General features: G+C 61.9%; 14 protein-coding genes. 1 reads left to right on the forward strand and 13 read right to left on the reverse strand.

Features of this window, described 5'->3' with window-relative positions; genetic code table 11:
* Window positions 1-94: 94 nt before the first annotated feature.
* The 4 genes from speB to MVC20_RS12005 all read right to left on the reverse strand — a co-directional run bounded on the left by speB (window position 95) and on the right by MVC20_RS12005 (window position 3,645).
* Window positions 95-1,063: an agmatinase gene (gene speB, locus MVC20_RS11990; RefSeq protein ID WP_297541648.1), complete on the reverse strand. Its 969-nt coding sequence runs from the start codon at window positions 1,061-1,063 to the stop codon at window positions 95-97.
* A complete protein-coding gene (locus MVC20_RS11995; RefSeq protein ID WP_297541650.1) occupies window positions 1,060-1,809 on the reverse strand; it encodes an NlpC/P60 family protein in 750 nt (249 codons plus the stop codon). The genes speB and MVC20_RS11995 overlap by 4 nt, the downstream gene beginning before the upstream one ends.
* Entirely contained in the window at window positions 1,806-3,185 is a 1,380-nt protein-coding gene (locus tag MVC20_RS12000) for a leucyl aminopeptidase family protein (RefSeq protein WP_297541652.1), read from the reverse strand. The genes MVC20_RS11995 and MVC20_RS12000 overlap by 4 nt, the downstream gene beginning before the upstream one ends.
* 79 nt (window positions 3,186-3,264) lie before the next feature.
* Entirely contained in the window at window positions 3,265-3,645 is a 381-nt protein-coding gene (locus tag MVC20_RS12005; RefSeq protein ID WP_297541654.1) for a hypothetical protein, read from the reverse strand.
* A 152-nt stretch (window positions 3,646-3,797) separates the two neighbouring features.
* Between MVC20_RS12005 and MVC20_RS12010 the strand changes: the two genes are divergently transcribed.
* Window positions 3,798-4,448 carry a carbonic anhydrase gene (locus MVC20_RS12010; protein WP_297541656.1) on the forward strand — a complete coding sequence of 217 codons (651 nt, stop codon included), beginning with the start codon at window positions 3,798-3,800 and terminating at the stop codon, window positions 4,446-4,448.
* 44 nt (window positions 4,449-4,492) lie between these two features.
* On the opposite strand, the gene MVC20_RS12015 is transcribed toward MVC20_RS12010, so the two are convergent.
* Genes MVC20_RS12015 through MVC20_RS12055 form a run of 9 tightly spaced genes read right to left on the reverse strand, consistent with a single transcriptional unit; the run spans window position 4,493 to window position 12,902 of the window.
* A complete protein-coding gene (locus MVC20_RS12015; RefSeq protein WP_297541658.1) occupies window positions 4,493-6,691 on the reverse strand; it encodes a 3-hydroxyacyl-CoA dehydrogenase NAD-binding domain-containing protein in 2,199 nt (732 codons plus the stop codon).
* A 3-nt stretch (window positions 6,692-6,694) separates the two neighbouring features.
* Window positions 6,695-7,174, reverse strand: coding sequence for a cupin domain-containing protein (locus MVC20_RS12020; RefSeq protein ID WP_297541660.1), 480 nt, complete (start codon window positions 7,172-7,174; stop codon window positions 6,695-6,697).
* Window positions 7,174-8,385 carry an acetyl-CoA C-acetyltransferase gene (locus MVC20_RS12025; RefSeq protein ID WP_297541662.1) on the reverse strand — a complete coding sequence of 404 codons (1,212 nt, stop codon included), beginning with the start codon at window positions 8,383-8,385 and terminating at the stop codon, window positions 7,174-7,176. Before MVC20_RS12025 ends, MVC20_RS12020 begins: the two co-directional genes overlap by 1 nt.
* A gap of 15 nt (window positions 8,386-8,400) precedes the next feature.
* Complete coding sequence (locus MVC20_RS12030; RefSeq protein WP_297541664.1) at window positions 8,401-9,036, reverse strand: glutathione S-transferase; 636 nt, start codon at window positions 9,034-9,036, stop codon at window positions 8,401-8,403.
* Window positions 9,033-9,272, reverse strand: coding sequence for a hypothetical protein (locus MVC20_RS12035; RefSeq protein ID WP_297541666.1), 240 nt, complete (start codon window positions 9,270-9,272; stop codon window positions 9,033-9,035). Before MVC20_RS12035 ends, MVC20_RS12030 begins: the two co-directional genes overlap by 4 nt.
* Complete coding sequence (locus tag MVC20_RS12040) at window positions 9,269-10,420, reverse strand: acyl-CoA dehydrogenase family protein (RefSeq protein ID WP_297541668.1); 1,152 nt, start codon at window positions 10,418-10,420, stop codon at window positions 9,269-9,271. Before MVC20_RS12040 ends, MVC20_RS12035 begins: the two co-directional genes overlap by 4 nt.
* 27 nt (window positions 10,421-10,447) lie before the next feature.
* Window positions 10,448-10,660, reverse strand: a complete 213-nt coding sequence (locus MVC20_RS12045) for a hypothetical protein (RefSeq protein WP_037270221.1) — start codon at window positions 10,658-10,660, stop codon at window positions 10,448-10,450.
* A gap of 27 nt (window positions 10,661-10,687) precedes the next feature.
* Window positions 10,688-12,466: an acyl-CoA dehydrogenase C-terminal domain-containing protein gene (locus MVC20_RS12050; protein WP_297541671.1), complete on the reverse strand. Its 1,779-nt coding sequence runs from the start codon at window positions 12,464-12,466 to the stop codon at window positions 10,688-10,690.
* Window positions 12,467-12,500: 34 nt separating this feature from the next.
* Window positions 12,501-12,902, reverse strand: coding sequence for a MerR family DNA-binding transcriptional regulator (locus MVC20_RS12055; RefSeq protein WP_297541673.1), 402 nt, complete (start codon window positions 12,900-12,902; stop codon window positions 12,501-12,503).
* Window positions 12,903-13,024: the final 122 nt, after the last annotated feature.

Genomic DNA, 13,024 nt, shown 5'->3' on the forward strand with positions numbered 1-13,024 from the left:
GGGATATGATCCCATATAGGATTCGCGCACGGATTCCAAAGGGTTTGGCAGAGAGCGCCGCCAAACCCCGCGTTATCCAAGGCCTGCCGTGGTCTCATGCCCTGGCGTGTTGGCCCGCCATGACGCAGAGAAGCTCAAACATGATCGACGCGCCGAGAAACGCCGTGCCGCCAGAGGTGTCAAACGGCGGCGACACCTCCACCAGATCGGCGCCGATGATATTGACCCCTTCTAGCCCGCGCACCACCTGCAACGCCTGATAGCTGTTGGGGCCGCCCACCTCGGGTGTGCCGGTGCCGGGCGCAAACGTGGGATCAACAAAATCGATGTCGTAGCTGACATAGGTTTCGCCCGCGCCCGCTATCTCGCGCGCCTCGGCCATCACATCCTCGGGGCCGCGTGCGTGGAATTCCTCGATCAGGATCAGGCGGATACCGACGGCCGCCGCGAAATCGCGATCCTCGGTGTCATACATGGTACCGCGTAGCCCGATCATCACCACGCGCTTCGGATCGAGCAGCCCTTCCTCGACGGCGCGCCGGAACGGGGTGCCGTGGGTATACATCGTACCGCCGAAATAGGAGTGATAGAGGTCGGTATGGCTGTCGAAATGGATCATGCCGACGGGGGCCCGACGGGCGAGCGCGCGCAACACCGGCAAGGTCGAAAGGTGATCGCCACCTGCCGTCAGGGGAGTGATGCCGGCCTCTGTCACGCCATCGTAGAACTCGGTGATCCGGCGCATGCTGTCCATGATATCCGCCGGGTTCGGCCCCACATCCCCCAGATCGGCGCAATTCACCGCCTCGAACGGGCGCATGCCGGATGTCGGATGCTGCGCGCGGATCATGGTGGAGGCATCGCGCAACTGGCGGGGGCCGTGGCGCGGACCGGGGCGATTGGTGGTGCCACTGTCCCACGGCACACCGATCACGCCGATCTGCACCTCGTCAAACCTTGCATGCCCTGTGGGCACATAGGGCAGGCGCATGAAGGTGGGCACACCGGCAAAGCGCGGGAGTTCGAACCCGGACACCGGATGAAAGAAGGGATCGGAGGTCATGATAATCCTTTCAGGCGTTTGCGAGAGGTGACGGCGCCGTCGCCCTGCGCCGCGATGCGGGCGATGGCATCCGCGATGGGTTCATGGGCCACGGCCATGTGATGCGCGTTGGCATGGAGGAGCGTGCCGGGATCAGACACCCACGCCACATGCCCGCGCCAAAAAAGAAGATCGCCGCGTCGGAGCGGCGCAGTATCTGACAGGTGTTCCCCCAGCCCTTGCTCTTGCGGGCCACTGTCACCGGGGCAGGCGATGCCGCAGGCCAGGCATCCTGCCTGCACCAGACCAGAGCAGTCGATCCCGAAACTCGAATTGCCACCCCAAAGATAGGGGGTGCCAAGATAAATCTCGGCCACGGCGACAGGATCGGCCGCATGCACAGCCAGAGCCGTCAGATGCGCCCGCGGGACATAGCCTTGCGATGTTTCGGCAAAGCGTCCCTCGTCAGAAAGCACCTCAAGACACGCACCGTGACCAAGACTGAACAGCTCACGGGCCTTGAAATCCGGCTTGGGGTAGACATGCGTCGCGCGGGCGCTGACGCGGTGTGTGACGATCCCCTCTGTCAGCGCCGCCATGGGCACAAATCCCGGATAGCCGTCGCGGGCGGCGCGGACCTCTGCCCAGCCATCCGTGACGCCGGTCACGGTCACGGCCTCTCCCATCAAAAGTTGCCTGTCGCGCGGACCATCCGGGCAACGCAAGAGGTCAACGAGAGGCATGGCAATGAGGCGGCTTGCGGTCACAGCCCCAGCACCTCGGGTATAGCCTCCAGCAATGCGCGGGCGCCCATGCCGACACCGCCCTTGGGGCGGGCGGGGGCAGCCGTCGGCGTCCAGCCGTAGATGTCGAAATGGCTGTAGTTCAGCCCACCCGCAAAGCGCCGCAGGAAAAGCGCAGCGGTGATCGAGCCTGCAAAGCCCCCCGAAGGCGCGTTGTCGAGATCGGCAATCCCCGGCTCGATCATCGCCTCGTAGGGGGTATGGAAGGGCAGACGCCAGACCGGATCGGCCACGCGCGCCGCTGCGGCCTCAAGTGCCTCGGCAAAACGGGCATCGTCGGTGTAATAGGGCGAAAGATCCGGCCCAAGCGCCACACGCGCGGCCCCGGTAAGCGTCGCCATCGAGATCATCAGATCAGGCGCATCCTCGGCCCCAAAGGCCAGAGCATCCGCCAGAACCAACCGCCCCTCGGCATCGGTGTTGTTGACCTCGACCGTCAGCCCGTTGCGCGCGGTCAGGATGTCGCCGGGACGAAAGGCATTGCCTGCAACCGCGTTCTCCACCGCCGGGATCAGCACGCGCAATTGCACCGGCAGACCGAGCGCCATGATCATATGCGCCAGCCCCAGAACCGTGGCCGCCCCGCCCATGTCCTTTTTCATCAACCCCATGGAAGAGCCGGGCTTGAGATTGAGCCCGCCGGTGTCGAAACAGACCCCCTTGCCCACAAGCGTCAGTTTGGGCCCCGTCTTGCCCCACCGCATATCCATGAGGCGCGGGGGCACGGCAGAGGCGCGTCCGACGGTGTGGATCAGCGGAAAATTCTGCGCCAGCAGGTCTTCGCCCCGCACGCAGGTCACGTGTGCGCCGTTCTGTTCAGCGATGGCAACGCAAGCGGCCTCAAGGGCATCGGGGCCAAGATCATTGGCCGGGGTGTTGATGAGATCGCGGGTCAGCGCCTCACCCGCCGCAATGATCTCCAGCCGCGCGGCGTCAATACCCGCGGGTGCGACCAGCCGCGCCTTGGCCGGGGACTGGGCGCGATAGCGCTCGTAGGCGTAGTGCGACAAAAGCCAGCCCAAGCACTCGGTCTCGGCCTGATCCTCGGGCAGACCTACGACCCGATAGGTGCCTGCGGGCAAGGCCGCAGCGATCCCCGCCAGATGAAACCGGCCCCGCGCACGCGTCGCTGCCGTTCCATAACCGCCCAAGGCCATGGCAATGCCACCTGCCGTATCGGGCACGATCAGCACACGCCCAAGCGCCCCTGTGAACCCCATTGCACGCACCCAAGCTGCAATTTCGGGGCCCTGTTCGGCCAGCCAACCCTCAAGCATCTCCTCCGCCACAAGGTGCAGTGGCAAGGCGGGCGTTTCGGGGGCGGCGAATCTGAGGCTCATTCTGTCGGACCTTCTGGCAGGAATATTGCGCGCCAGCCTAGCCACGATTGCGCCGCCTGCAACCCGTCATTTGACCCGGTCACAAGGGCAGGTCGGACATATCCCAGATTTCGCAAAGCGAGCGCTCACCGATCCGCAGCAGCCGCGCAAAGGTCGCGGCAAGGGCATTGGCATCACCTGCGTCGATAGAGCCGGTTACATCCCCCGCCACCCGCGCCAGATGCAGCATACCGATCTGATCCGCGATGGCGATCAGGCTGCGCGTGCATTTGCGCAGATCAGCTATTTGCCCCTCACGGTAAAGCCGCTCGGCATGGGTAAGCCGCGCCGCCAGTTCCTCGAGCGCGCGACACACCACATCCTCGGCATTTGCCTCACCCAATTGCAAGTAGAGTGCCGCAAGCCGATGCGCGTCGAGCCGCACCTGCTCCTGTTGTTTCAGCAATGTCACTTGGTCCACATTCTCACCCACATTGTCAGTTTGCCCCCACGGCGCGGGCAGAATGACACTGTCGCGGTTCCCAAATGGTTTCCGGCGGCGCAAATTGTCACTCGAATTCGAGGCGAATCCCGACTATTGACCAGTCGATTGCCCAAACCCCGGGAGAGACCATGGAACATGCCCGCCCCCTGCCCGCCTATCTGGTGCACCGCTTTCATGGCTGGAAGGCCACGAGCTATACCGAGAACCAGTCATGGTATCGGCATCTGGCGCAGCAGGGTCAGCACCCCCGCGCCATGGTGATTTCCTGCTGCGACAGCCGGGTGCACGTAACGTCGATCTTTGGCGCGGATCAGGGAGAGTTCTTTATCCACCGCAATATCGCCAACCTCGTCCCGCCTTATGTGAGTGATGGTGCCCAGCACGGCACCTCGGCGGCGGTGGAATATGCGGTGACGGCGCTTAAGGTGGCGCATGTCATCGTGATTGGTCATTCTGCCTGCGGCGGGGTCAAGGGCTGCCTTGATATGTGCTCGGGCCATGCACCGGAGCTGGAAAAGCAGACCAGCTTTGTCGGGCGGTGGCTCGACATCCTGCGGCCCGGATATGAGCGGGTCAGGGATATGGCAGATGCCGCAGCCCAGATGAATGCGCTGGAAAAACAGGCGGTGGTGATCTCGCTCGAAAATCTGATGACGTTTCCGTTCGTGGCCAAGGCCGTGTCAGAGGGCGCGCTTACGCTTCACGGGCTGTGGCACGAAATAGGCTCCGGGGCACTGGAACAATATAGCGGCAATCAGGACGCATTCGTGCCGCTTTGAGTGAAACCCCCGGCACGCAATCTGGGCGCCGGGGGTTGCTGACTTCAGGCTGCGGCCGCCTGCCCGCCAAAGCGCCCATAAAAGCTTTGGGTCTTGTCTGCCATCTCTCGCAGCAGTTTGGGCGTTGTGAAACGCGGACCGAATTTCTCGGCCAACTGGTCGCAACGCTCTGCGGCATAGGGCGTGCCGATGATGTCGAGCCAGGCAAACGGCCCGCCCGACCAAGGCGCAAAGCCCCAGGCCAGAATTGCGCCCACGTCGCCTTCGCGGATGTCCTCGAGCACACCCTCCTCCAGCGCACGCACCGCTTCGAGGACTTGCGCAAACATCAGGCGATGCTGAACCTCATGCAGATCGGGCTGCTCTGCGGCGCGGGGGTACTTGGTGGCCAGACCAGGCCAATAGCCCAACCGCTTGCCCTTTTCGTCATAGTCAAAGAACCCGGCCTTGGACTTGCGCCCCAGACGCCCCTCGCCTTCCATGTAGAAGATCACCTCGTCGACAGCGGCATCCGGATAGGCATCGCCCATGGCCGCCTTGGTGGCGCGGGCGATTTTCGCACCCAGATCAATCGAGGTTTCATCGACCAGCTGCAGCGGCCCCACCGGGAACCCAAGCTGCCGCGCGGCATTGTCGATGAGCGCGGGTGCCACGCCCTCGGCCACCATCCGCAGCCCCTCGTTGATATAGGGAATGATGCAGCGGTTGCAGTAGAAGAAGCGCGCGTCATTGACCACGATCGGCGTCTTGCGGATTTGCCGGACGTAATCCAGCGCCTTGGCGACAGCGCGCGGGCCGGTTTTCGCACCTTTGATGATCTCGACCAGCATCATCTTTTCCACCGGCGAGAAGAAGTGGATACCGATGAAGTTCTCGGGGTTGTCCGAGGCTTTCGCAAGTTCGGTGATCGGCAGAGTGGACGTATTGGTGGCAAAAATGCACTCTTTGTCCACAACCTTGAGCACCTCTTTGGTAACTTCGGCCTTGACCTTCGGGTCCTCGAACACCGCTTCGATGATCAGGTCGCAGCCCTTGAGCGCCGCGTAATCGGTCGTCGCGGTTATGAGGTCCAGCGTCGCCGCCTTCTTTTCTGCCGTGGCCTTGCCACGCTTGATGCCCTGATCCATGAAATCGGCAGTATAGGATTTGCCCTTGTCCGCCGCCTCTTGTTTCTGGTCGATCAGCACGACCTGCATGCCCGCCATGGCGGAGACAAGAGCGATGCCCGCCCCCATCATGCCCGCGCCCATCACGCCGACCTTCTTGACCTTTTGATCGGGCACGTCGGGGCGGTTGGCGCCCTTTTCCAACGCCTCCTTGTTGATGAAAAGCGAGCGGATCATGGCACTGGAACTTGGGTTCATCAGCACATTGACGAACCAGCGCGCCTCGATCTTGAGAGCGGTGTCAAAGGGCACGAGTGCGCCTTCATAAACCGCTGACAAAAGCGCCTTGGCCGCCGGGAACGCACCTTGGGTCTTGCCATTGACCATGGCCGACGCGCCGACGAATGTCATGAAACCCGCCGGGTGATAGGGCGCGCCGCCGGGCATCTTGTAGCCCTTGTCATCCCAGGGCTTGACGATCACGGGGTTGCTCAGAACCCACTCGCGCGCTTTCTCGATCAGTTGATCGGCGGGCACCACCTCATCGACCACGCCGGCGGCCTTGGCCTTTTTCGGGTCGTTCAGCTTGCCTTCAAGCAGGAGAGGCGAGGCCGCCATCGCGCCCAACTTGCGCACAAGACGTGTTGTGCCGCCCGCGCCGGGGAATATCCCGACCATGATCTCGGGCAGGCCGATTTTGGCCGAGGGGTTGTCGGCGGCAAAGATGCGGTGACAGGCAAGCGGAATTTCAAGGCCAATACCAAGCGCCGTGCCGGGCAGAGCCGCGGCAATCGGCTTGCCGCCCTTGTTGGTCTTGGGGTCCATGCCCGCGCGCTCGATCTTGCGCAGGATGGCATGCATCCCCATCACCCCGTCAAAGAGCCCCTTGGCGGGATTGTCGCCCGCGTCATCGCGCATCTTGGCGATGATGTTGAGGTCCATGCCCCCCGCGAACGAGCCCGGCTTGCCCGAGGTGAGGACCACACCCTTGACGCTCTCATCCGCCAAGGCCTTGTCAATCAGCGCCTCAAGGTCAAGAAAACCCTGGCCGTTCATCACGTTCATCGACTTGCCAACGGTGTCCCATGTGATGATGGCAACGCCGTCACCGTCGATTTCCATTGTAAAATCAGTCATATCTTACTCTCCGATCTGGTCAGCCGTCAGCGGACTGCCATCTTTGCGGGTAAAGGTGTAACCGGCCGCGTCCATCGACACCTTCATGTCGATGTCGCTGTAATATCCGGTCTCTGTTTCGGTTCGTGTGCCCACCACCAGAAAAAAAGCGGGCGCCTCGGTCTTGTTCACTAAGTGATGGCCATTGGCCTCGCCTGCCGGGAAAGTGGCACAATCCCCAACCTGCATCATGTGCTCGCCCTGATCGTCAATCAGGGTGCAGGTGCCTTCCGTCACCATCACGAACTCGTCCTGCTGCATGTGGTAATGACGCAAGGACGAGATCGCACCGGGATCAAGCCGTACGAGGTTGACGCCGTATTGGTTGAGCCCGCCTGCATCGCCCAAGGCCTGGCTGCTGCGCCCGGCCATGGCCGCGGCCAGCTTGCCGGGATAGCTTGAGCCGCCCTTGAACGGGATCTTGGAAAGGTCCAGCTTTGGCATCAGACGCGCTCGATGATCGTGGCGGCCCCCATGCCGGATGCGATACAGAGCGTGGCAAGACCCGTGCCTTTGCCCGTGCGCTCCAACTCATCCAGCAGCGTGCCGATGATGATGGCGCCCGTGGCCCCGAGCGGATGGCCCATGGCGATTGCGCCGCCGTTCACATTGACCAGACCGGGGTCGACCTCGAAGGCCTGCTGAAAGCGCAGAACAACGCTGGCGAAGGCCTCGTTTACCTCGAAGAGGTCGATGTCGGAGATCGCCATCCCGCTGTCGGCGAGGATTTTCTGCGTGGCAGGCACCGGGCCGGTCAGCATGATCGTGGGATCGGTGCCGATCTTGCAGGTCTGCACGATCCGCGCGCGGGGCTTGAGGCCCCACTTTTCACCAAACTCCTTGGACCCAATGAGCACACCCGCCGCGCCATCGACGATGCCCGAGGAATTGCCCGCGTGGTGGATATGGTTGATCCGCTCCAGATGGGGATACTTCATCTTGGCGATGGCATCAAAACCCGGCATCACCTCGCCCATCGCCTGAAAGGCAGGGGTCAGGGCACCGAGCGTCTGCATGTCAGTGCCGGGGCGCATGTATTCGTCATGGTCCAGAATGGTCAGCCCGTTCTGATCCTGCACCTCGATGATGGAGTTCGCGAACCGCCTGTCATCCCAGGCCGCCTTGGCGCGGCGCTGCGACTCCATCGCGAGCGCGTCCGCCTCATCCCGGCTGAACCCGTATTCGGTGGCGATGATGTCCGCGGAAATACCCTGCGGGACGAAATAGGTCTCCATCGCAATCGACGGGTCTACGGCAATCGCCGCACCGTCGCTGCCCATGGCAACGCGGCCCATCATCTCGACCCCGCCTGCAATATAGGCGTCACCGGCCCCGCCCTTGATCTGGTTGGCGGCAAGGTTCACCGCCTCCATGCCAGAGGCGCAAAAGCGGTTGATGGCAAGGCCGGGAATGCTCTCATCCAGATCAGAGGCGAGCACGGCAGTCCGCGCAAGGCAGCCGCCCTGCTCCATCACCTGCGTGACATTGCCCCAGATCACGTCCTCGACGGCATGACCATCGAAACCGTTGCGGGACTTGAGCGCATTGAGCACCTGCGCCGAGAGGCGCGCAGCCGTGACCTCGTGCAGCGCGCCATCCTTGCGGCCCTTGCCGCGCGGCGTGCGCACGGTGTCGTAGATATAAGCGTCAGACATATCGGTCTCCTTCGTTCAGGCGCGGTCAGCGGGGCTGCCGGGCATCAGGTCATAGGGGTGTTTCCAGCCGGGCGCGGCGCTGATGTTGCTCAGCCACCGGTCGATATTGGGCCACTCGGCGCGGTCAAAGCCGAAGGGTTCGGGATAAAAGAGATACCCACAGCAGCTCAGATCCGCATTGGTGATCGCGTCTCCCACGATCCAGTCGCGCCCCTCAAGATGGGTGTCGAGGGTGGTATAGGCGGCCTTGAGACGACCTTGGGAAAAGGGGATCACCGCCTCCGGGCGCTTGTCCTCGGGCAGGAAGTTCATCAAGAACCGCGTCATGCCGGCCTGAGAGCTGAGCTTGTGATTGTCCCAGAACACCCAGCGCATCACCTCGCGTGCCTCCTCGGGCGTGGTTCCGCCGAACTTGCCGGTCTTCTCGGTGATATACATCTGCATGACACCCGATTGAGTCAGCGTCACGTCGCCATCGACCAACACCGGCACCTCGCCCATGACGTTGATCTTGCGGAACTCTGGCGTGCGGGTCTCACCTCCGAAGAAATCGACATAGACCGGTTCCCATGCCAGTCCGCTCATTTCCAGCGCAAGCGCCGCCTTGTAGGCGTTGCCGCTTTCGCCCATGCAATAGAGTTTGATCGTCATGCTCCCGCTCCTGATGCTCGCGTGAGTTTCAAGTATTTTTGCCAAGAAGAAGCAGGGAATTCACCCACCCTCAACGTGAACACGGTTTCATTGCCGGTGCGCAAAGGGCCGAAGCGCCGATGACCGCCCATGGAAAGATTCTGCTCTCTCGCCGGTTTGCGCAGCACCGGGCCTTCTTCTTGGCGAAAATACTCTCGCCGAAGGCATCCTGAAAGCAAGGTCGGGCACAGGATCATGCGGTTTTCTCCGACGCGAAGCCACGCGCGATCAGCTCTTTCATGATCTCGTTGGTGCCGCCATAGATGCGCTGCACGCGGGCATCGGCCCACATTTCTGCGATGTCGTATTCCTGCATATAGCCATAGCCGCCATGCAGTTGCAGACAATCATCCAGCACCTCGCCTTGGCTATCAGTCAGCCAGTATTTGGCCATCGCGGCCTTCTCTACGCTGAGGTCGCCGCGCATATGCTCATTAATGCACGCATCCAGAAACGCGCGGCAGACGGCGGTCTTGGTCTGGCATTCAGCCAGCTTGAAGCGGGTATTCTGGAACTGAAGAACCGGGCCACCAAAGGCCTGACGCTCCTTGCAATAGGTGATCGTGCGCTCTACCGCGCCCTCCATCGCCCCTTGCGCACCGCAGGCGATGATCAGGCGTTCCTGCGGCAATTGCTGCATCATCTGATAAAAGCCGCGCCCCTCTTCGCCGCCAAGGATGTTTTCTGGCGGGATCTCGACGTTGTCGAAGAACAGCTCGGACGTGTCGCCCGCGTGCATCCCGACCTTTTCAAGGTTGCGCCCGCGCGTGAAACCCTGCGCGCCTTCGGTTTCCAGAACCACCAGCGAGATGCCCTTGGCCCCCTCCTTGGGGTCGGTCTTGGCCGCGACGATGATCAGCTCGGCATGCTGGCCGTTGGTGATAAAGGTCTTTTGCCCCGAAAGCCGATAAGCGTTGCCATCCCGGATGGCGCGGGTCTTGATGCCCTGCACATCCGATCCGGCGGCAGGCTCGGTCATGGCGAGCGCGCCGACCATCTCGCCCGAGACCATCTTGGGCAGCCATTTCTGCTTTTGCGCCTCGGACCCATAAGCGAGAATATAATGTGCGACGATGCCGGAATGGATGGGATTGCCCCAGCTTGCCAGATTGGCGCGGGCCTGTTCGATGCAGATGACTGCTTCATGCCCGAAATCGCCGCCCGCGCCGCCATATTCCTCGGGGATGGACGGGCAGAGCAGGCCAAGGGCCCCCGCCTCAAGCCAGCAGTCGCGGTCCATGATCCCCGCCTTGCGCCAACGGGCAAAATGCGGCCGCCATTCCTCGGTGATGAACTTGGCGGTCATGTCCGAGAGCATCCGGTGCTCGTCTGTCATCCAGGTCATGGCCGGGCCTCCCTTCCCTTTGCCGCCTTAGCGTTTGCGTGCCTCAAGTTCGGAATTGAAGAGCCTGAGACGGTGCGCAAAGGTTTCTTCATTGATCACGCTGTCGAAATTCTCGAAGAGAAAAGACAGCGCCTCGCCCTCATCCAGCCCCGAGTCCTGCGCAAATCGGCGCAAGCGGCGGTAGCCATCCTCGGTCATCGCCGCATTGAAGCGGCGCGTGAGGCGAAAGCGTTTCGGCATCTGTCCCTCCTTCTTCGCGGTCTCTCCTCAGAACGCTTCGGCCTCAAGAGCCATGACCGTGTCGGCACCGCTCTGGATACGTGCCAGATGCAAGGCCGTCGCGGGCAGGCGGCGCTTCATGTAGAAGCGGCCCGTCGCCAGCTTGGTCTTGTAGAATGCCTCATCCGAGGTGCCGGCATCGAGCGCCGCGTGGGCCGCCTTCGCCATCCGCGCCCACATCAGGCCAAGGCAGACATGACCGAAGAGGTGCATGAAGTCATAGGAGCCAGCGAGCGCCGCATTGGGATTCTTCATCCCGTTCTGCATGAAGAACATGGCAGAGGCTTGCAAATCCTTGGACGCAGCCTTGAGCGGATCAAGGAAATCGGCCTTGAGCGCTTCGTTGCCCTCGTTCTCCTTGAGGAAGGTCTTGACCAGTTCGAAGAAGGCCATGACGTGTTTGCCGCCGTCCTGTGCCAGCTTGCGGCCCACAAGATCGAGCGCCTGAACGCCGTTGGCCCCTTCGTAGATCATGGCAATGCGGGCGTCGCGGGTGAACTGCGACATGCCCCATTCCTCGATATAGCCGTGGCCGCCGTAAATCTGCTGCGCCAGCACGGTCATGTCGTAACCTTCGTCGGTGAGAAAGCCCTTGATCACCGGCGTCATCAGCGAAATCAGACCTTCGGCAGCGGCATCATTACCACGATGCGAACGGTCGATGAGTTCCGCGCCCCAGAGCATGAAGGCGCGCGCACCCTCGATAAAGCTCTTTTGATCCATCAGCGAGCGACGGATGTCGGGATGCACGATCAGCGGGTCGGCGGGCCCGTTGGCATTCTCCGCACCGGTCACGGCACGGCCCTGGAGCCGGTCCTTGGCATAGGCCAATGCGTTTTGATAAGCGACCTCAGCCTGCGCCAGACCCTGCATGCCGACGCCGATCCGCGCCTCGTTCATCATGGTGAACATCGCCCGCATGCCCTTGTGCTCTTCACCCAAGAGCCAGCCGGTGGCCCCGTCATAGTTCATCACACAGGTGGAATTGCCGTGAATCCCCATCTTTTCCTCGATCTTGCCGCAGCTCACGCCATTGCGGTCGCCGAGACTGCCATCCTCTTTGACGATGAATTTCGGCACGATGAAGAGCGACACGCCCTTGATCCCCTCGGGGCCACCGGGGATCTTGGCCAGAACGAGGTGGATGATGTTGTCGGCCATGTCATGCTCGCCGGAAGAGATAAAGATCTTCTGCCCGGTGATCTTGAAGCTGCCATCACCTTGCGGTTCGGCCTTGGTGCGCATGAGGCCCAGATCGGTGCCGCAATGCGGCTCGGTCAGGTTCATGGTGCCGGTCCACTCACAGTTGGCCATTTTCGGCAGGTAGGTGGCCTTTTGATCGTCGGTGCCATGCACAAGGATCGCCGAGGCCGCGCCATGGGTCAGACCCTGATACATGGTAAAGGCCTGATTGGCGGCCGAGAACATCTCGCCCACGGCAGTGCCGAGGATATAGGGCATGTATTGCCCGCCGAATTCCTCGGGCAAGTCGAGTGCTGTCCAACCACCTTCTTTCATCTGTTCAAAGGCCTCTTTAAAGCCCTTCGGCGTGCGCACCACACCGTTTTCCAACACGCAGCCCTCGGTATCGCCCACGGCATTGAGCGGCATCAGCACCTCAGAGGCAATCTTGCCCGCTTCTTCCAGAACGGCCTTGGTAAAGTCGGGCTCAAGCTCGGCATAGCCGGGCGTGCTCTGTTCGGACACGTTCAGAACCTCGTGCAGCACAAATTGCATGTCACGGGTGGGGGCGGTGTAACTTGGCATATGTCTCTCTCCCTAAAACAGGTGCCGGACCGGATTACTCGGCGGCTTTTTGGCTGGTCTTGAGCGAGGCCAGCATGCGCTCGCCCCATATCATCTGTTCGCGCAGCTCAGAGATTGCGGCCTCCAGCTCGTCGCGCTGTTTCTCCATCTCGGCCAGACGCGTGCGCGCAACATCGTAGGCGCGGGCAATCTGGCTGTGCTGCTGATCCCCTTTGTCATAGAGATCGAGCAATTGGCGCAGGTCCTCGAGGCTGAAACCGAAACGCTTGCCGCGCTGGATCAGTTTCAGCCGGGCCCGGTCACGCCGGGTAAAGAGCCGCTTCTGCCCGACCCGGCGGGGCGAGAGCAGTTCCTTGGCCTCATAGAAGCGCAGGGTGCGGGGCGTTACATCGAACGCCTCGCACATCTGGCGAATGGTCATCATATCGTCGGTCATCGGTTTACCCATGTCACAGCGCATTTGCCGACAATCTGCGGATCATGGGCCATGGTTACAACAGCCGGATGGCTTTACGTAACCACTACGTCGCGTCACTTTTAAGTTGACGTAAGATAAGG

The sequence above is a fragment of the Roseovarius sp. genome, assembly GCF_027019125.1.
Taxonomy (GTDB): domain Bacteria; phylum Pseudomonadota; class Alphaproteobacteria; order Rhodobacterales; family Rhodobacteraceae; genus Roseovarius.

Excerpts from the sequence above, each read along its gene's own strand:
- speB (WP_297541648.1), bottom strand. The coding sequence starts at position 1,063 with ATGACCTCCGATCCCTTCTTTCATCCGGTGTCCGGGTTCGAACTCCCG.
- MVC20_RS12000 (WP_297541652.1), bottom strand. The coding sequence starts at position 3,185 with ATGAGCCTCAGATTCGCCGCCCCCGAAACGCCCGCCTTGCCACTGCAC.
- MVC20_RS12010 (WP_297541656.1), top strand. The coding sequence starts at position 3,798 with ATGGAACATGCCCGCCCCCTGCCCGCCTATCTGGTGCACCGCTTTCAT.
- MVC20_RS12015 (WP_297541658.1), bottom strand. The coding sequence starts at position 6,691 with ATGACTGATTTTACAATGGAAATCGACGGTGACGGCGTTGCCATCATC.
- MVC20_RS12020 (WP_297541660.1), bottom strand. The coding sequence starts at position 7,174 with ATGCCAAAGCTGGACCTTTCCAAGATCCCGTTCAAGGGCGGCTCAAGC.
- MVC20_RS12025 (WP_297541662.1), bottom strand. The coding sequence starts at position 8,385 with ATGTCTGACGCTTATATCTACGACACCGTGCGCACGCCGCGCGGCAAG.
- MVC20_RS12030 (WP_297541664.1), bottom strand. The coding sequence starts at position 9,036 with ATGACGATCAAACTCTATTGCATGGGCGAAAGCGGCAACGCCTACAAG.
- MVC20_RS12035 (WP_297541666.1), bottom strand. The coding sequence starts at position 9,272 with ATGATCCTGTGCCCGACCTTGCTTTCAGGATGCCTTCGGCGAGAGTAT.
- MVC20_RS12040 (WP_297541668.1), bottom strand. The coding sequence starts at position 10,420 with ATGACCTGGATGACAGACGAGCACCGGATGCTCTCGGACATGACCGCC.
- MVC20_RS12045 (WP_037270221.1), bottom strand. The coding sequence starts at position 10,660 with ATGCCGAAACGCTTTCGCCTCACGCGCCGCTTCAATGCGGCGATGACC.
- MVC20_RS12050 (WP_297541671.1), bottom strand. The coding sequence starts at position 12,466 with ATGCCAAGTTACACCGCCCCCACCCGTGACATGCAATTTGTGCTGCAC.
- MVC20_RS12055 (WP_297541673.1), bottom strand. The coding sequence starts at position 12,902 with ATGACCGACGATATGATGACCATTCGCCAGATGTGCGAGGCGTTCGAT.